This is a genomic window from Marinobacterium sp. NO-S09 (assembly GCF_059179545.1).
In genome coordinates this window covers 3,858,644-3,876,982 of record NZ_CP168954.1, presented here as the reverse complement: position 1 = coordinate 3,876,982, position 18,339 = coordinate 3,858,644, and the positions used below count along the sequence as shown (strand labels likewise).

15 protein-coding genes and 1 tRNA gene are annotated in these 18,339 nt (G+C 49.1%); 3 read left to right on the top strand and 13 right to left on the bottom strand.

The features are described from left to right. The first annotated feature begins 646 nt into the window (after positions 1 to 646). The 3 genes from O3C79_RS17895 (at position 647) to O3C79_RS17885 (ending at position 2,333) form a co-directional block, all read left to right on the top strand. Positions 647 to 1,357: a hypothetical protein gene (locus O3C79_RS17895; RefSeq protein WP_494384191.1), complete on the top strand. Its 711-nt coding sequence runs from the start codon at positions 647 to 649 to the stop codon at positions 1,355 to 1,357. Between the two features lie 85 nt (positions 1,358 to 1,442). Continuing rightward, complete coding sequence (locus tag O3C79_RS17890) at positions 1,443 to 1,946, top strand: hypothetical protein (RefSeq protein WP_494384190.1); 504 nt, start codon at positions 1,443 to 1,445, stop codon at positions 1,944 to 1,946. Between the two features lie 3 nt (positions 1,947 to 1,949). Further along, complete coding sequence (locus O3C79_RS17885) at positions 1,950 to 2,333, top strand: protein-export chaperone SecB (protein ID WP_494384189.1); 384 nt, start codon at positions 1,950 to 1,952, stop codon at positions 2,331 to 2,333. A 103-nt stretch (positions 2,334 to 2,436) separates the two neighbouring features. Here the strand turns inward: O3C79_RS17885 and O3C79_RS17880 are convergent, their stop codons facing one another. From O3C79_RS17880 to O3C79_RS17820, 13 genes are all read right to left on the bottom strand, one after another. Then, entirely contained in the window at positions 2,437 to 4,455 is a 2,019-nt protein-coding gene (locus O3C79_RS17880; protein WP_494384188.1) for a hypothetical protein, read from the bottom strand. Next, positions 4,452 to 5,843, bottom strand: a complete 1,392-nt coding sequence (locus tag O3C79_RS17875) for a Shedu immune nuclease family protein (RefSeq protein WP_494384187.1) — start codon at positions 5,841 to 5,843, stop codon at positions 4,452 to 4,454. Before O3C79_RS17875 ends, O3C79_RS17880 begins: the two co-directional genes overlap by 4 nt. 328 nt (positions 5,844 to 6,171) lie before the next feature. Then, positions 6,172 to 7,806 carry a P-type conjugative transfer protein TrbL gene (gene trbL / locus O3C79_RS17870; RefSeq protein ID WP_494384186.1) on the bottom strand — a complete coding sequence of 545 codons (1,635 nt, stop codon included), beginning with the start codon at positions 7,804 to 7,806 and terminating at the stop codon, positions 6,172 to 6,174. A gap of 2 nt (positions 7,807 to 7,808) precedes the next feature. Then, a complete protein-coding gene (locus tag O3C79_RS17865; RefSeq protein WP_494384185.1) occupies positions 7,809 to 7,991 on the bottom strand; it encodes a hypothetical protein in 183 nt (60 codons plus the stop codon). 3 nt (positions 7,992 to 7,994) lie between these two features. Continuing rightward, positions 7,995 to 8,771, bottom strand: coding sequence for a P-type conjugative transfer protein TrbJ (gene trbJ / locus O3C79_RS17860; protein ID WP_494384184.1), 777 nt, complete (start codon positions 8,769 to 8,771; stop codon positions 7,995 to 7,997). A 166-nt stretch (positions 8,772 to 8,937) separates the two neighbouring features. Beyond that, entirely contained in the window at positions 8,938 to 10,716 is a 1,779-nt protein-coding gene (traI, locus tag O3C79_RS17855) for a TraI/MobA(P) family conjugative relaxase (RefSeq protein ID WP_494384183.1), read from the bottom strand. A gap of 34 nt (positions 10,717 to 10,750) precedes the next feature. Beyond that, positions 10,751 to 11,122, bottom strand: coding sequence for a conjugal transfer transcriptional regulator TraJ (gene traJ / locus O3C79_RS17850; protein WP_494384182.1), 372 nt, complete (start codon positions 11,120 to 11,122; stop codon positions 10,751 to 10,753). Positions 11,123 to 11,614: 492 nt separating this feature from the next. After that, entirely contained in the window at positions 11,615 to 12,037 is a 423-nt protein-coding gene (locus O3C79_RS17845) for a hypothetical protein (RefSeq protein WP_494384181.1), read from the bottom strand. Between the two features lie 512 nt (positions 12,038 to 12,549). Beyond that, a complete protein-coding gene (locus O3C79_RS17840; protein WP_494384180.1) occupies positions 12,550 to 13,656 on the bottom strand; it encodes a site-specific integrase in 1,107 nt (368 codons plus the stop codon). Between the two features lie 160 nt (positions 13,657 to 13,816). Then, positions 13,817 to 13,893 (bottom strand) — tRNA-Ile (locus tag O3C79_RS17835). A gap of 61 nt (positions 13,894 to 13,954) precedes the next feature. Beyond that, positions 13,955 to 15,796 carry an RNA polymerase sigma factor RpoD gene (gene rpoD, locus O3C79_RS17830; RefSeq protein ID WP_494384179.1) on the bottom strand — a complete coding sequence of 614 codons (1,842 nt, stop codon included), beginning with the start codon at positions 15,794 to 15,796 and terminating at the stop codon, positions 13,955 to 13,957. A 175-nt stretch (positions 15,797 to 15,971) separates the two neighbouring features. Continuing rightward, positions 15,972 to 17,819, bottom strand: coding sequence for a DNA primase (dnaG, locus tag O3C79_RS17825; protein ID WP_494384178.1), 1,848 nt, complete (start codon positions 17,817 to 17,819; stop codon positions 15,972 to 15,974). A 35-nt stretch (positions 17,820 to 17,854) separates the two neighbouring features. Beyond that, complete coding sequence (locus O3C79_RS17820; RefSeq protein ID WP_494384177.1) at positions 17,855 to 18,298, bottom strand: GatB/YqeY domain-containing protein; 444 nt, start codon at positions 18,296 to 18,298, stop codon at positions 17,855 to 17,857. Positions 18,299 to 18,339 lie beyond the last annotated feature (41 nt).

The following is an 18,339-nucleotide window of genomic DNA, read 5'->3' as shown; positions in this document are numbered from 1 at the left end:
TATTAAACCATAAATCCTTTGAAATCAAAGAGATGTGAGCGTAATCGAGCGTAGGGGAAAGTAGTTTAGTAACAGTAAGTTAGCGTAACTTTGGGTAGGGCTTCCAAACTGATGAGTGTACCGTTAATGTACCGGATTAAGCAGTGAATGGCCGAATTGTCGATTGGGGATGATCCGGTAACAGGGGCGTGGTGAGGACATCAGCCCTTTCATAGAGCACGCACACAGCTAAAGAAGTGCCAAGTCTGCAATCAGGCAAGGATGAAATGGGAACACGTTATGGACGACGTGCCTCGGACGGCGCCTACGAATACCACGGCGATAAAGATACTTTTCTAGAGGCTAGGCGGCGAGAGCAGCGAGAGGCACAAGCTGAAGCGTATGGAGCTTTTGGCTTTCTAGTGTGTGGAGTGTTAGCTTACTTAGCGTTTAGGTACTTGGGCGGAGCAGATCTGCCAAAATGGCTACGCTTTTCTGGCATCGTAGTTAGCAGTATTGCTGGAGCCATAATTTTCTCAAAGTTGGCCGGCCTGCTATCTATTTTGATTCGGTTGGCATTCGCACTAGCGGCAATTGTCATCCTAGGATTTATAGTCTGGACCGTTGTCTAGACGGTAATAAGCACAGTTTTTTAATGGAGTATCGATTGGCTCCCCAGATGTTAGGTGTTGAGGGTGCTTCAACTGTACCTCCTCTATACACGATAGAGCGGCACGAGCTTGGCAGGACGGAATGGACGCAGCAACAACTTGACGACAAAGGCTACGTTGCCTTAGGAGGCTTTTTCGAGCCAGTGGACGATGTTTTTTGCCAATGTGTCCTCAAGTCGGATGGTTCTCATGCGATGGTTTTAATTGCGGAGTTCGTTGACTCAGAGACGCTGGAGGCTAATTACTTAACGGCTATCGATCTACAATTGTGCGAGACTGATAACTGTGATGAAGCAGGAGTCAAATCTCAAGATGTACATGAATCTTATTGGCTAAAGGTTTGTGGTGTTATTGCTACTGAGCATCGCGATGAGATCGTTCAGAGCAATCGTCATCTGGCACTTCGGTTGTATAACGAAATTGTTAAGTATCTTAAAAATAAGAGTGGCGCACTGCTGTCGGACCATCACCACTATCCTCCTGGTAGGCGTATTTGGGAGCAGTTAGGTAGCACTTCGGATAACCCTAAAGTCCAAGCCATTAATTATTCGCTCCTCAAGCTTTTAAAGGAAGAGGAAGGCGTGTATGGCTTTGAAAGAGGTGAAGAAGTTAGCTTGAACGGGGATGTAGATGATGCTCTTGCTAGGTGTATTTGGGGCGTGGCTTCGCCATTTGAAGATGTGCTGCTCATTGCTAGATGTGCCTAGTTGACATAGAGTGTGATGAGAAGAGTTCGAAGAAATTCGAGAAGCGGCAGATGGGCCGCAGTGTAGACAGTGTTAGGAGATTTCGGTGAACGAACGTCAACCTCAGACAATCAGCTGCGCGGCATTAGCACGTGATTTTGTTGCGATTGGAGAGCAGCGGATCGCAGGGGTGCTGTGCAAGTTCTTCCTAGAGCACAAAACCGGGCGCGGAGTCAGCGTCACGAGCTGTGAACATTCTGAGCGAGTGGAAATTACGTCTGAAATTATCTTTTCTCGGCGGAAAAGAGAGTTTTCTGTTCGTATATTTAACAAAGCTTTAGAGAGAGCTTGTAGCTCACTTTGGCTGACTATGGGGGAATGGGTGGACTCTATATCTATTGAAGGTTTTTCCCAATCCTTTGACGAGCAGCTTCCAGAGAAGTTTGCCCCGCTAGTCAGTGCGGAAGAGTTGAAAATTTTTATGTTTAAAAGAGAGTTTGCTCAAGTAACTGAAAAGCTTGTAAAGCGTTTATCAGTCGATGAGCATATGACGAATTACTTAGCTGTCTCTTCATCTGAAGAGCTTGATATGTTCAGTATGGCAGCATAAAAATTGGCATCTATTAGTCTTTTAACTACTAAAGCTTTGAGTATTAAGCTGGAAAGCGGTGATTACAAAGAGTCAGAAAATAAGGTCGATGACTTTAAGTTCGAACCATTTTTTGATGAGCAAGACAAGCACTTGTTCTCTATAGTTTTTCACATGAAAATGGATATAGATGGTGAGCTTACGCTTGAATTTGATTATCAAGCTGACTTTAGAAATTCGGAGGAAATATCAAGTGATTTTCGTTCGTCTCATTTTGTCAAAGTTAATGCTCCCGCAATTGCGTATCCCTTCTTAAGGAGTTTTGTTGCGAATATAATCCTCCAGTCAGGTTATGATCCTGTTATCCTTCCAGCCGTTAATTTTGTGAAACTATCTAGCTCAAAATAATACATTTGATTAGCTGTCTAGGGCTTACCGTTACTCATCTATTTTAGTTTTATTGAAATTTTTACCAAAAATTTTTAAGTGGTAAATATCTTTGCAATTTTAATCATATTGAGGGCATTCCAAGCATATCGAAGAAAGCTCTATTGCGCTCTTTGGCGGCCCTTACAAGTTGATTAAAGCTGATCACTTCTATATAAGCTTTGTAATTCGGGTTGTATCCAAAATATCCCATGCCATCAGCAGTGATAGTTAAGCTGAAATTCTTGCAACGCTTTATCATTGTAGGTGTGAGGTCACAAAGCACGTAGCAGTACGCAGGAATATCGTGGCTTCTTGGTATCAGTAATCCTGACTTCGTTTTTGCTTGTCCTTCACGAATTCTCTCAACATAACTTAATGCTTGATCTATTGGGTCTTTTTCCTCTCCTTCTCGCATATCATTGCGCATCGGCCGCTTAATCTCCACAACCGTAATTGATGCTAATGGGAATGTGGTTTGATCGTTTACGAGAAGAGGGTTATCGAAAACTTTAATACCCAACACGTCAGGTTCTTTGGTCGACTTATTGTCTGTAATCGGCATCGCGTTAAGCGTTTTATCAGACGCCAAGTAGTTGTGGAATGCTAACCGTTCATCGACTAACCATAAGTTACAGGAATCGAGAAATACTTCGGTTGAGTCTTTGCGCATCGGCATGATTAGTTCGTGGATCATGTCTTCGCGAGCATATTTCCCATTTTCAAGCTGTTCGAGCGAATTTTGTAAAAGGTCGATGATAACTTTGCGGTGTGAGACGTAATTTGCAAGATCTGACTTCTTCAGATCTTCGGCCTTGCTCAGATAGCTGCTCAAACGTATTTTGTATTCTTGGAGATGCTCCTCATTCTGAGGCTGCATTATGTCGTGACCCTCACTTACTAGCTGCCGTTCTACTTCGTACCATTGGGCATGTAGATGCAGTTCTAACTCTTTGTCTGATTTATCAGGGTCAACGATTAATAGTTCCTCAGGAACGTAATTAGCGATAGGGCGGTAGCGAGGAGCTTGGTTGCTGATAAAATCGTCAACACGTTGTCTCCCTGCGGCTACGTTCGCCGTAAGGACATCCTTCAAATAGTCTTTCGTACGTTCTAGTACAGCTTCTCTGATGTCTTTAAGGGTCACTTCATTGAACATGTCCTCTACATCCTCAGTAAGATCGAAGGATGTCCGTTCACTACGAACATGGTCATCAAGATAGGCTGACGATACATAGCAGGTGTAAGTAAAATCACCAGACTCATCGGCAATCTTTCCATATAGCCCTGGGAGTTTTCCCTGAATGGACTCTTCTTTAACCAACCGGTTAGCTGCACACAATGCGAGTTGGTGCTTCTTGTTTACTGAAGCCCTGAACTTGATGTGTGTGAGATCAAATGGATGACCATGAATACTTATGGTGTCAAGAAAGGCATCTGCATGCATATGTTCGGCTAGAAGATCATCCAAGTCGAAGGCATCTCCAGAATCTTGAACAAGTATTTTCGGTGCGCTCCCTTGGCGAACAAAATACCAAAGCACATGCTCTAGTAGCTGGTTTGCGATAGATAGCCCAGTTGTGGGCACATTTTTGCGGTAATTCTCATCAAAGCCAACCAAATGGATTGTTGTACCAGGATGTTGCTCTGTAGCGTCTATTGTTGTTGTGTCATGGACAGCGAATTTATCGTTAAATTTAAATACTCTTTTCTTTAACGTTCCAGTGGCATCAAAAAAGTGGCTTTCGATACTTACTTGATCAAATACTTTTAGCCACATCAGTCGGCCTACGCCACGGCACCCCTTATCGATTTTGTGCTCAGAGTCTAGAGTCTCAAAGGACTTAAAGTTGGCATCGTTAAAACCACAGCCGTTATCTGTTATGGTGAAACCAGTAATAAAAGGTAAAGACTTTGAATCTAAATCTAAACTATTTTGGGTAGTTCGATTTATTTTGAGAACTATCTTGCCGTTATTTGTATTTCCTCCCTCTTCGAGGGAGTGAACGGAGTTAACTACGGCTTCGAAAACTGGCATCAAACCGTGGCTCTTAGGCAGTGACGTATTTCGTAAGCGCCCTTTTAAGTTTGTTTCTAAGCTCACGGTTTAGGCTCCTCTATCACATCATTTCTGTCGCTGAGAAATTCATGTAATTGCTTGATTTTTAGTAAAAGTTCATCAAAGGTAATGATTTGTACGTTCTTTGAGTTACGGCGATATATTTCAAAGGACTTCTTCTCATCCTCGTCTCCAGGCATCGTGCCAATCACTAAAATACAGTGAACCGCGTATGATTCTATATCATAAATTCGATTGTTACTTTTAATAGTAGCTATATTTTTCTGCAGTTGATAGCACTGATCTAGTACCTGCGTCACAGAGCCTGTAAGCTCAGTAGATGCACAGAAAACGGAGCCTCGATAGGCTGTTTTATTGAGTAATGCGGAGGATGGCTTCTTAATTTCAATTAGTGCCAAGTTGTTCGTGATACCATTTTTTATCAGGTAGTCTGTAATCTTTTCTCCATTACCTGAAAGTCGATTACCGCCGACACTAGCTTGTTCTGATATTTTTATAGCCGGGTAACCAAAGGTGAGACTTAAGATAAATGGATTTTGATTGAAAAGTTTCTGCCAAGTTTCTTCTTTTGTTTTTTTGTTAAGTAGCTCTTCATAATCATTAATTAAACGTTCAAGAGAAACTAGTTCAATGTTATTCTTCAGTTTTGTTAGGGTCGTCGAATCTGCTTGTTTAACAGCCGATTTGTCATGAGAGACCATGCTCATGGCCGTTTGTTTATCGTGATCACTAATTTTGATACGAATCATTTTGCTAATAGCGTCAGTATCTGACGGTAATTGCTTATGATCGTTACCTAATAGGCTCGCTATATAGTTGTAGGTAGCCACTGATTTTGTGACACGTGAAACTCTTCTGGTTCTTTCTGTAATACGATTACAAGAACGTCGCATTTCATCGTAATCACTCAGGTGTAGATAAAAACTATCGTAGGCGGTATCTCCGGTATCTTCATCTGCATCACTTCCAATCCAAAGACTATTATTATTAGTTTGATCTTCGATTGCTGAAATTATAGAACGAAATTCTCTTGTTAATCCTAGACCGTATCGAATGTCTTTTATAAATCCAGCAGGTAATAGTTGCAGAGAATCAACTACTTCTTCTTTTTTATATGGGGCATTATCAAGTTCAACTTCGACAATAATTTCATTTATTTGTCTGTATTTCGGTTTTAAGTAATCCGTATGGTACGGCAAGGTAATAGTTGGGTAAACCGCTATAATATGATCTTGTCCGCTAAAACAAGCAAGTTTTGTTCTTAGCGTTGCAGGTTCTTCTAACTCTATTCCTGCTTCTTTTAATTCATCCTGGCTAGGAATATAAAAAACTTCGGTGAAATTAGGGTAAATTTCAACAATCTCAATATTTAACTTTTCGGGTATGAAGTCTTCAGGTAATAGCCTAGCCATGTTCTCTCCTTAGAACGTATATTTTCAATATTATATTTATTAATTTCTCGTAAGTTTTATTATGGGCTTCACGATTTTTATTGCTTTTACCGAAAATAATAATTTATTTAAATCTCGTTTTTTAGTTAGAGTAATTATTACGTAGGAGTATTTATAGTTTGATTTAAGATATTTTATTATTCATGCGGTAGTGATGAATAAATTTGACTATTATATAATACAATTTATTTTTTATGAATGGAATGTTATTTAAAACAAGTTACCGTTATTATAAATTAATTTTATTAGAAAACGGCCATTCAATTAATTTTTTCTACATTAGCGGCATCTAAATAAAAGATTCTCCGCGGTTAACAAACCTGCTGATCTCGTCGTTTCTATTCTGCTGGTATTTCTGGGCATACAAAACGTAATCCCCAACGTCCAAGGTGTGCTTTTCCGGGTCGCGTGCTTGCCACTTAGCATGCGATTGGTGGGCCTTGTTCTGGTCCTCACCGGACAGAGCATTAAAGCCGTCTGTTTGGTTTACCCAGCCATTGTTATTGCCGCCTAGACTATCGGTTTCGAAAGCTGGTGAAGTGTTGGCAGGTTCATCAGTATCGATCACTTGTTCAGTGTCTTTAGCATTGCCATCACCATTTGATTCCATGCTTTCCCGGATAGATGAGGCTAATCGACCTCCGGCAGTTTGTCCTACTTTATCTTGGAAACTCCCAAGCATCTGAGCTGAAGTCCCCTTAGCGAGTTCGCTAGCCGTTCCGACAGCGAGCGACGTCGTTTTTCCAAAGCCGCTACTTTGCTGAGATCTGTTATCACCAGAAGAGCTAGAGCCCGAAAAACCAGCGGCTTGAGCGAAGGGAGTGTCTCCTACGGTGGCATTGTTACTGCCCGAGTTGCCGCTAACACGACTATTCTCAAAGTTTTCCATTGAGCTTTGGGATGCGGCTGATTGAGCCTTCTCAAAAGCCGCTTTAACGGCGCTGGCACCACCGGCCATATTGGCAGCTCCTGAAACTGCTGCGCCCCCGAGGGCTGCACCGCCCGAGGCAATTGCTGCTCCTGTACCGGCAGCGGCCCCAACGAGAGTACTGGCCCCGAACGAACTACCTGCACTGGCCGCTGAGCTGCCGCCGGGGATCAAGCTTGCCACTACATTGGGGACCGAATTAACGAGGATAACCATGACTAGCGAGACGACGAAAATGACCAGTAGCTCATCGAGTGGTGCCCCTTCCGATAAAGTAGCGTGATAGCCGTCGATAATCGAAACCGCGATGCCTACCAATAGGGTCATCGTCATGATTTTGAGAGCAATGCCGGCGACACTTCTGAAGTAGTTGAGCGCTATATCAGAGGTCCAACGAGCTCCACCGAATCCAAGAACGAAAATCCCCGCGTAAGCGATGATCCAGGCTGTTACCAAGGCCAATAGAACATTTGCGGCCACCACAGTTAGACAGGCCAGAATAGCCAAGCTGGTCAGGAATATGGATAGGTTATCCATGGGACTGGTGAAGCTATAGCTCTGTGCAGCCTTGGCGATAATGTCGAATGCGATATCGATCGGTGTAGAAGGGTTCAGCCCTCGGGGCAATCCGGAGGCTTCGGCGGCCATGGTTCTAAGTGAGTTGATTATATCCATTGAAAAGCCTGGTCCATTTATCGCAAGCCACCAGAAGAAGCCCGTGGTAATGGTGAAGCGGACGAGTTCGGCAAAGAATTCGCCAATGTCGGCCTTACGCAAGGCCATCATTCCGAAGGTCCAGACCATCGAGATAACAACGAGTGTCCAGAACAACCAAGATGCGTAGTCGGTAATTGTCGGAGCCCAATAAGAGCTTTCGGTAAAAAAGCGATCCGAGACTTCATTTAGAACACCACCTTTGTCTATCTCAGCAGTAGCTAGGCGGGTAATGGTGAGGAGCGGAAGCCCCATAATCAAAAGCAGAATCCGTGATTTCATGATCAGTATTCCTTGCTCTCGGAGCGATCCGCTGGTTCTTTTAGACCGTCATAGATGGTTTCGCCCTGTGCTTCACATTGAGCTTGTAATTGGCCAATTTCTTCGCAGTCTGGATCGTTCTCGCTACAACCCCCCAACATGGCGACGGAGAGCAGGACGGCCAGCATGTGAATCGCGTATTTCATGCCTCAGTACTCCTTACTCTGGGAGCGGTCTACGGGGTCGCCTAGTCCTTCATAGAGCTTTTCGTGAGATGCTTGATATTGGGCCTCGCGGTCTGCGTCGACTTGCATTCGGGTAGCTACGGCATTCTGCTGAGCAATCAGCAAACTACGAATTTGCAGGAGCTGGTTGGCCTGGTTGCTGGCGAGTTGGTTGGCGTAGCCGATGGCCGCCAGTTGGCCGTCCGCGCCCTGGGCGGCAGATTGCAACCGCTGGAGTTGTCGAGCGTCGGCCTGCAAGTTGTCTTGTTGCTGCTCCAAGCCCTTAAACAGCGCGTCATTGGCTTTTTTCTGTGATTCAGACGCCAGGCGGCGGTTCTCGGTCATCGCGCCCCATTCGGCATCGCTGCATCCTGTCGATGAGAAACATGGTGAACTGCGGTAGTAGGCCACGTCCTGAAACTTGCCCAGGTACGCATCGAGGCTGCCAAGCTGGTTTTCATAATAGGCCAGCGTGTTGGTTGCTTGGGTCAGGTCATTAATCGTGGATTGAGCCTGGTCCCAAATATACGAAGCCGGTGCCATCGTGTTTTGCAGTTGGTTTTCATACTGCTGCAACTGAGTTTGATACTGTAGGATTTGCTTGGCGGTCTGCGAAACGGCTTCCAGGGCTGACATAATGTTTTGAGTCAGGTTGGTGCCATCTACTACAGGAATACCAGCGTGCGCTGGCATTGATGTGGTTAACGCCAAGGATAAGGCGAGGGCAGGAATTTTAGCCGCTAAAAAATCTACTGGCTTCATGGTCAGTTTCCTCCATTGACGTGACAAAAGCCCCTGGGCTCAAAGTCCCTCTTGAGCTGTCTTCATCGCCACCAGCGTGTCACTTGGCTAGTGCGGTAGCTGACCTGAGCGACACCGAAGCCCGGCCGTATTTTTAACTGTCACGGTGTCGATAGAGTGGGTGCCCTTAGCGCGATCTTCCTTTTGTCTTCTGTTTCGCCTTTTTAGCGCTCATTTCCGCCTGAAGTTTGGCAAGTCGGCGAGCCTGAGTATTCTGTTCAGGCAGCGGTTGATCCACGGCTGCTTTGTCGCCGAAACTGAGCACATCCACTTCAGAGAGGTTGTGCAGCCGGTTGCGACGCATTGGTGGGGGATACCGGCCAATCGGAGCAACGCCAGACCGTCCCGTCTTCTTTCTGGAAGTAGTCGCGTTTGGCTTATTTGCCAAAGACTGCCGTCGATACTCCAGTGCGGGATCTTCGAAGGTTATTGGCAGTCGAGAGTCAACCGCCGCCAGAATCACTTTGGCTTTGAACTCAGGCGAACCGTTTACGGTGATGCGATTACCATAGCGCTCCATTGCGAGCCTTAGAGCTTTCTGGACACCGGTCTGGTCCGCGTCTCTCGATACCTGGAGTCTGTTCCCATCATCACGCACAGCGCTGATTCCTGCGCGGTAAATAATCGTGCCCTTCTTAGTGATATTGTCGATCACCGGCGCGTTAACCTGCTTTGTTTGTCTCTCTCCCTGAAGCGTGTCGCCTCTGAGCTTCTGGTCGGAACCTCTGGCCCGTAACGCGGCGAGTGCTTTGGTATCGCCTCGCAGGGCTTCCCGCTTGAGCCAATCGGCCCAGGTACGTCGACCGTGCGTTTCATAGATCGCTTGGCGTTCTTGTTGGTATCGCTTCTGAATCGCCTCTATGTCGGCTTTCAGGGAGCTGGAGGCCTGTGTGTACAGGAGTTTCTTCGTTAACTTACCGCCACCGGCGAGTTTGATGGTTGCCCGTCGTGCTTTGCCCTTCGTCTTTGCGTATTCGATCTGGCGCTCTTTCCGCTGTCGAGCTTCCTTCAGGGCTGCTGTCTTGTTAGTCGTTGCCTTTTGCTGCTCCGACTTGTAGCGGGCATAAAGCTCGGTGGTATCAATGCGCAGCTTCACCGGGGCTTTCGTGTATTGGCGGTGGGGTCTGGTCTGTTGCGCCTGGTCGGGCTCGAAAGGTCCCAGGCGCTTTTCGAGCTTTGGCTTGGAGAAATCACGTCCTAGCGTACTCGCCTTAACTATCGACTTGTCGCCAGAAGCCACAATCAACCCGTTACCTCGAGCTTTGAGTTCCAGCCCGTTGCTGCGCATTGCTTGGTGCAGTTCTCCCCAAGAATTCGCGGCCTTGATCTCATCCATACACTCGCGCTTGATCCAACCGATCAGGCTTTCAATACCCGCGTGGTGTTCCATATCTGCGGCTCTTGATTCGGCACCACGTCGGCGTGGCATATGATTGTCTTGCTGCAACCCGAAGTCTCGTTCGAGCAATTCGCATAAGTCTGCAAGCGCCTTATGGGGGTAGTAGGGCTCGTGCATGGTGTTGTGCGTCGGGTGAATCTTGTTGATAGCGATATGGATATGCAGGTTGTCGGTGTCGTTGTGGACGGCACTGATACGTTGATGCTCGGTAAATCCAAGACCCGTACAAATGCGTTCCTCGATTGCTTGCAGCGTTTCTGCGTCGGGGTTCTCGCCAGCGCGGAAGCTGACAATTAGATGATAGGTCTTGTCGCTTTTCGCCCTGGTGTTAGCAAACTGTGTCGCCAGCACTTCGCTGATGGCGTCCTGGATGGAATGCGCCTCGCAGTTGGTTAATCGCACACTTTCTAGCCGATGCTCCTTGCTCTGTTCGTCAGTGACGTAGTTCACCAGCCCGGCAAAATCAGACTTGCCCAATGAGCGCATGGCGACGTGTTTGGCGATCACTACGCCGTCCCCGACTTTTTAGCGGCTAAAAAAATCATGGCTTGGCCCTTGGTTGTACTACGGCTTTCATGATCCGGCTCATTTCCTCTTGAGTGGCCTCTATCCGGCCGAGGAGGGCGAGGATGGTGTTAATGCCGAATTGGGCTGTACGCAGATCGTCAGTGAGCCAAAGCTTTAGCAATCCGCCCAGCCGCCCAAGGTCACCGTTAATACGCACCAGGTCACGGACGCACTGGTAGTCCAGAACGCCATTGACCTGGTAGCCTTGACCGACTTCACGCAAATAACAGGCAACGCTGAGTCCCGCACGACTGGCATTGGCCTCGATTAGTTCACGTTCTTCCGGAAGGCAGTAGACCTTGAGCGGTGTACTGTTTTTTCTGGTGATTCTCTTTGGCTCGTCCATGTGATTCTTCGTCTGTCGTGCAGCCTCGCAGAGCAGGATGTCCGTTGAGCACCGTCAGGTGCGAATAACGATCAGTGAAGAGGAATGCCACGCTTGCGTGGTGGTCCTACTTCACACATCCTGCCCGCATTTCAGCATTGGTTTGTTCGCGTATGCCATGTGCATTACTCTGCTATTCTCTGCATCGCGCTGTTTTTTTGTGCATTTTTTTCGAAACTGCCAAATAGCCCGAATACATTGATTTTTCAGTGTCACAGCAGCGCACTAACAGCGTTAAGATAGCGATCTATCAACGTTTTTTTGTAGTGCCATTACCGGGCTTTGAACACAGAGATACACAGCTTTCCTTATTGGCGTATACCCGCCCCTCAAGTGTCAATAAAACAGATGGTTGCCTATAAAAATCGTTAAGGTAGTAGGCGCCTATCTCTTCCTGGCGTTGTAACCGCGGCACCGCCGCACGATATTTATTGGACTAAGTCTTTATTTAATTCAATTCTTATTACTATCTGTATTTATTAGCGTCGGGTTTTCCGACTCAGGATTATCCGCAGTAGGATTTACCGCGTTCGGAAAATCCGAACATGGTGGCTCTAATGCCCAATCGCCGGGACGATCCGTGACGAGCCATTGCACATGGGCGAACTTCCCACCTTCTGTTCTTACACGCTCAATATGGAGGTAACCGGCCTGTTGCAGCTCTTTCAGTCCTGAGCGCGTGGCATCTCGACCAGAGTGAACCGACTTTTGCTTAGATAGATGCGACAGTCGAAAGCGAAAGTTATCTGGAAATGAAAGCAAGAACACCAGTATTCCTAGCGCCTTCCAGGATATCCGGTCGTCTCGGATAACTTCGTTGGTATACGTCGTGAAGTTTGAATGAACCCGCCGACGCATGATCACTGTGTCGTCCATATTAGCCCTCAGGACTCGTCAATCAGGCAAGCAATAGCCGAGAGTTTAAAAAAGACGCGCCGTCCGATCTTTACCCTGTTGGGGCGTAACTTGTTTGCAAGTTCATTCTCGCCTCTTAGGGTTATGCGTAAGCCCTCAGGACTGCGGTGCAAAACCTCTGCGACTTGGACAAGAGAAAGGAGGGGCGAACCACCGTATTTATTTAATAAAAGTTCTTCGGTTGTCATATTAATATCCATACGTATTTAAACCTAAGACTTCGGTATTTTTTAGTATGGTTATTATAATTTCAAGTAAAAATTTATATTTATTTTAATATGTCAAGGTTTAGCTATACATTATTTCGATATAATATTTTTGTGTTTTTATTTCTTTGACATTTGAGGGGCTGAATTTTAATTATATTTTAGCGGCTAAATTTTCATTATTGAAAATAGATGAACTTGAGTTTGTTGTATGTAGTATGTTGTACACTACTACAACATACTACATAGTTATCAGGTGGGCAGGGCTCAGTTGGAGGGGGCTTTTCCGTTTTGCTGTCTACGCTTTCCTATCGCATCTAATTCATCGACCAGATCTTCTGCTCTCAAGTGCGTGTAACGTCGCAGCATCTGCATGGATTTGTGGCCACTAATAGCTGCAACCTGTTGGTCGCTAAGTCCTCCCTCGACAAAGCGACTTACAGCTTCGTGTCGTAGGTCGTGAAATCGCAGGTCTTTAAGTCCCACGTTTTCTTTTATCTGCATCCAGATCTTGTTAAACATGTAGGGCTTACGTGTGCCATCTCTGCCGGGCTCCCCAAAAAAGACCAGGTTGGTATCGGGTGGTCGAACAGGGTTATTTGTGGCCTGCTGGAATTGTTCTACAGCCTCTAGCGTTAGCGGCACCGTTCTGGGCATGGTGTTTTTGGTTTCGAGCAGGGTGACGATGCGCTTTTGTAGATTTACCTGGCCAAGTGTTAGCGAGGTAATCTCTGATGAGCGCATTCCGGTCTCTACGGCGATTCTGACAATCCAGCCCAGCATCGGGTTGGAGTGTTCATCTATGGCGTTTAAAAGGCGTTGCTCTTCGTCTTGAGAAAGACGGCGGTTGCGTCCAGCACCAGGGGAAGGGCGGCGAACATTCATCACAGGGTTGTAAGTTAGCCCTATGCCCCACTCCTTGATGGCCGTTGTGAATAGGTGGCCTAGCAAAGCCATTTCCAAACGTACTGTGTTGGCTGATCGGGGGCGAGGGGTTCCGTCCTTGTCCAGGCGATCTTCACCAGCCAAGCGTTTATCACGAAACGCGGCGACTAGTTCTGCGTTGATAGTAGCCAGGGAGTACTTGCCGAAAAAGGCTTTCAGCGGTGCTGCACGATTACGTTCGGCTTGTTGGGTCTTAGGTCGTTTGGTTGGAGTGACTTCGTTGAGGTACCTGTCCAGAGCTGCACTGAAAGTCATTTTCTCAGCAGGTGCGCGTTGGATGTAGATACCGCGGACCATTTCATCTTCTGTTCGGCGCGCCCAGTCTTCAGCGTCACGTTTAGTTCGGAAGGTCTTAACGGTGGTTGGGAAGCCTTTCTTGCGAATCATGGCTTTCCAGGTTTTGGACTCTGTTCTGACAATCGTTGCCATACTGTTTCCTCACACATTCCCTGTACCTGACTGTACCGCTTGCGCTTTGTCAGTGTACCGAAATTGTACCGAATGAGAATCCAGAGGTATCGCAGGCGCTGTTATCTATAGTCATGGAGTATTTAACTTCATGTTTTTAATAGATATTTAGCGGGGAAGTTGGTGGGCCCAGCAGGACTTGAACCTGCGACCAATGGATTATGAGTCCACTGCTCTGACCAACTGAGCTATAGGCCCGGGGAGTGCGCGCCAATGATAGCACGTCCTATCATTGGCGCAATATGATGAAATTAAACGATTATTCGTCGATGAATGTACGCAGGTGATCGGAGCGGCTCGGGTGACGCAGTTTGCGCAGCGCCTTGGCTTCGATCTGACGGATACGCTCACGGGTAACGTCGAACTGCTTGCCCACTTCCTCAAGGGTGTGGTCGGTGTTCATGTCGATACCGAAACGCATGCGCAGTACCTTGGCTTCACGGGCGGTGAGGCCGGACAGGATTTCACGCGTAGACTCACGCAGGCCTTCGCCAGTGGCAGTATCCACCGGTGAGTGCAGGGTGGTGTCTTCGATAAAGTCGCCCAGGCTGGAATCTTCGTCGTCGCCGATCGGGGTTTCCATGGAGATCGGCTCTTTGGCGATCTTCAGTACCTTGCGGATCTTGTCTTCCGGCATTTCCATACGTTCGGCCAGCTCTTCCGGAGTCGCTTCGCGGCCCATCTCCTGCAGCATCTGGCGGGAGATACGGTTGAGCTTGTTGATCGTTTCGATCATGTGTACCGGAATACGGATGGTACGGGCCTGGTCCGCGATGGAGCGGGTGATAGCCTGACGAATCCACCAGGTTGCATAGGTGGAGAACTTGTAACCACGACGGTATTCAAACTTGTCCACAGCCTTCATCAGGCCGATGTTGCCTTCCTGGATCAGATCGAGGAACTGCAGACCGCGGTTGGTGTACTTCTTGGCGATAGAGATAACCAGACGCAGGTTGGCCTCAACCATCTCTTTCTTGGCACGACGGGCGCGTGCTTCACCAATGGACAGGTCGCGGTTGACCTCCTTGATATCAGCCAGACGGAGGCCGATGTTTTCTTCTACCTGGCGCAGGCGGCGCTGGGCACGCTGCAGGTCAGGCATGCTGCGCTTGATCGGGGCAGCAAAAGGCTTGTCGCTGTTAACCAGTTCGTCCAGCCATTCCTGGCTGGTTTCGTTGCCCGGGAAGGACTTGATGAACAGCGGGCGCGGCATTTTGGCGCGCTGGGTGCAGATGCGCATGATGGTGCGCTCCTGCTTGCGAATGCTGTCGATGCAGTCACGCACACGCTGGACGAGCAGGTCGTAGTAGCGCGGGGACAGCTTGATCGGCGCAAACGCATTGGCCAGGGACATGGCCGCAAATTCGATTTCGTCGGCAGAACCGCCGCGTGCGATGGTCGCATTCAGGTTGTCCAGGGATTCCTGGATCAGGCCAAAGCGCTGACGTGCTTCTTCAGGATCCGGGCCACGCTCCTTCTCTTCGTTGGAGTCGTCGTCACCTTTTTCCTTGTCGTCATCATCGTCCTCGTCGTCATCATCTTCTTCGATTTCGACGGGGGCTTCGGCTTCCGGTGCAGGGATGTCGGAGTCAGGATCGATGTAGCCACTGAAGATATCGCTCAGGCGACCTTCTTCCTGAAGTACGCTGTTGTAAGCGTCCAGGATGATGTCAACGCTGCCCGGGAAGCGGGACAGTGCCATCATGACTTCACGGATGCCTTCTTCGATACGCTTGGCGATGTCGATTTCGCCTTCGCGAGTCAGCAGTTCCACGGTACCCATTTCACGCATGTACATGCGGACGGGGTCGGTGGTGCGACCGGCATCATTCTCGACGGCAGCCAGTGCAGCAACGGCTTCTTCGTCGGCTTCTTCTGCAGAATCGCCGCCGCTCAGCAGCAGATCTTCGGCATCCGGCGCTTCTTCAGAAACGCGAATACCCATGTCGTTGATCATGCGGATGATATCTTCGACCTGATCGGGATCGGCAATATCTTCCGGCAGATGATCGTTAACCTCGGCGTAAGTTAGATAGCCCTGTTCTTTACCTCGGGCGATCAGTTCCTTAAGTCGAGACTGCTGTTGGGATTTATCTGACATAGAGCCCCTGCAACGAATGAAAGCTGATGTGACTGGTGGCGGAAAAGCGAGCGCGACATTATACCGAAAAAGGCTGTCGGCAGCTACAACAATAAGCGCAGCACCTGCGTAAAAAAGTCTATAGCTAGGAGAATAGACCAGAAATCAGGTGCTTGCCGAAGATTTCCTGCATCAGTCAGTTACGCTGATTGATCAACAACTGCTGAAGTGTTTGTTTCTCTTCATTGGTAAGTGGGGACTGTCTGGACTTTTTCAAGAGTTGATCCAGTTGTGCGTCCTCACGACGCGCCAGAATGCGCTTGAGCGTGTCCTGTAACAGGCTGGCGGCATTGGTGTTACCCAGGATTGGGTCCAGGTGCGAGATTTCGTTCAGCAGCATCAAGTCGGCACGGCGAGCGTCATCATCCTGCCAGTCCACCAGCAGGGTGCCCAGGGAGCTGCCAGGCGTCTGCTGCAAATATTCCAGCAGGTGGGTCAGTACGCTGATATTGGGCTCGTCGACCAGCACGAACTCCTCGGCCTTGGGTGCCTGCGTTGCCAATGATGGCTGGTGCAGCAGAATCGAAATGGCCTGGTTGACCAGGTGTCGTGACTGCTGACGTGCTGACTGCCGCTGTGGCGTTGACTCGTAGCTCGGTGCTCTGGGTTCGTCATAGCGTGGCGCCGGTGACGGGGTGTACTGTTCCGGTGGCGGCTCCTGGCTGGGCTGGGTGACCTGGTGCAGATCGATCACGCTGCCCAGCTGCTCCAGTGACAGGCCGGTGATTTCGCATATACGGTCCATCATCATCTGCTTCAGCAGGCCCGGCTGCATGGACTGGATCAGGGGCAGGGCGGCGTTGCTGAAGCGGGCACGGCCGTCCATGCTGCTGAGGTCGGCGTCTTCGGTCAGCGACTTGAAGAAAAATTCGCTCAGCGGCAGTGCCTGGGTGACGCGTTCGCTGAAGGCGGCTTCACCTTCCTGGCGCACCAGAGTATCCGGGTCTTCACCGTCGGGCAGGAACAGGAAACGTGCTTCCTGGCCATCCTTGATCACCGGCAGCGTGGTGTGCAGTGCCCGCAGTGCGGCGGTGCGCCCGGCCTGGTCGCCGTCAAAGCAGAAGATCACTTCCGGGACCAGTTTGAACAGCCTTTCCAGGTGCTGGGCGGTGGTGGCGGTACCCAGTGTGGCGACCGACCAGTGAATGCCGTGTTGGGCCAGGCTGACCACGTCCATGTAACCTTCCACAATCAGCAGGCGGTCCAGGTGATTGCTGTGCTGGCGGGCCTCGTAGAGGCCGTAGAGCTCGCGGCCCTTGTGGAAGGTCGGGGTTTCCGGCGAGTTCAGGTATTTGGGCTTGTCGTCGCCCAGTACGCGACCACCAAAGCCGAGCACCCGGCCCCGTACATCGCGGATCGGAAACATGATGCGATCGCGGAAACGGTCGTAGTGACTGGCTTTTTCTTCGTTATGGATCACCATGCCGGACTGTTCCAGCAGTTCGGTGGCGTTATCCACAGCCGAGAAATGGTTCATCAGGTTATCCCAGCCGGGCGGGGCATAACCGATACCAAAGGCGGCGGCAATCTGGCCGCTGAGTCCACGCTGCTTGAGGTAGTTGACCGCACGCTCGCGTTCCGGGGACTGGCGCAGTTGCTGCTGGAAAAAGGTGTTGGCCTGCTCCAGGGCTTCAAACTGGCGCTTGAGGCGCTGTTCGCGCTGGTGGTCGACGGGTCTGCCTTCTTCGCGGGGAACATCCATGCCGGCGAGCTTGGCCAGCTCTTCAACGGCTTCGGGGAAGTTAAGGCGGTCATATTCCATCAGGAAGCCGAGCGCGTTGCCACCGGCACCGCAACCGAAGCAATAATAAAACTGCTTGTCGGGGCTAACCGAGAAGGAGGGGCTCTTTTCCTTGTGGAACGGGCAGAGGCCAGAGTAGTTCTTGCCTGCGCGTTTCAGTTTGACGCGACCATCAATGACATCAACGATGTTGATGCGGGCCAGAAGGTCGTCAATGAAGTGTTGGGGTATTCGACCTGCCATGTTCGCTCCGCGGACAGGTCAGCGTATGCGGACCCTTAGAGTTTCTGCTTCACCAGGCCGGAAATCTTGCCCATGTCGGCTCGACCCTGTACCTGGGGTTTGACGATTGCCATCACTTTGCCCATGTCCTGCATGGAGCTGGCGCCGGATTCGGCGATGGCGTCATCAATAATCTGAGTAATCTCAGCTTCGCTGAGTGGCTGCGGCAGGAAAGTTTTAATCACCTCCAGCTCCTGCTGCTCCTTCTCTGCCAGTTCGGGTCGCTCAGCCGCCTCGTACTGGGTAATGGAGTCTCTTCTCTGTTTGACCATCTTGTCCAGCACTGTCAGGACGCGGGCGTCATCGAGTTCGATACGCTCGTCCACCTCGATACGCTTCAATTCCGCCAGAATCAGGCGAATTGTGCCAAGACGTGCTTTGTCCTTGGCGCGCATGGCATCTTTCATCTGTTCTGTAATGGTTGCTTTCAGATCAGACATGGGATGCTCCTTCGAGTGTGCTTGGTTAGCTTAACAGAGTG

Excerpts from the sequence above, each read along its gene's own strand:
- O3C79_RS17875 (WP_494384187.1), bottom strand. The coding sequence starts at position 5,843 with ATGGCTAGGCTATTACCTGAAGACTTCATACCCGAAAAGTTAAATATT.
- trbL (WP_494384186.1), bottom strand. The coding sequence starts at position 7,806 with ATGAAATCACGGATTCTGCTTTTGATTATGGGGCTTCCGCTCCTCACC.
- O3C79_RS17865 (WP_494384185.1), bottom strand. The coding sequence starts at position 7,991 with ATGAAATACGCGATTCACATGCTGGCCGTCCTGCTCTCCGTCGCCATG.
- trbJ (WP_494384184.1), bottom strand. The coding sequence starts at position 8,771 with ATGAAGCCAGTAGATTTTTTAGCGGCTAAAATTCCTGCCCTCGCCTTA.
- traJ (WP_494384182.1), bottom strand. The coding sequence starts at position 11,122 with ATGGACGAGCCAAAGAGAATCACCAGAAAAAACAGTACACCGCTCAAG.
- O3C79_RS17845 (WP_494384181.1), bottom strand. The coding sequence starts at position 12,037 with ATGGACGACACAGTGATCATGCGTCGGCGGGTTCATTCAAACTTCACG.
- O3C79_RS17840 (WP_494384180.1), bottom strand. The coding sequence starts at position 13,656 with ATGGCAACGATTGTCAGAACAGAGTCCAAAACCTGGAAAGCCATGATT.
- rpoD (WP_494384179.1), bottom strand. The coding sequence starts at position 15,796 with ATGTCAGATAAATCCCAACAGCAGTCTCGACTTAAGGAACTGATCGCC.
- dnaG (WP_494384178.1), bottom strand. The coding sequence starts at position 17,819 with ATGGCAGGTCGAATACCCCAACACTTCATTGACGACCTTCTGGCCCGC.
- O3C79_RS17820 (WP_494384177.1), bottom strand. The coding sequence starts at position 18,298 with ATGTCTGATCTGAAAGCAACCATTACAGAACAGATGAAAGATGCCATG.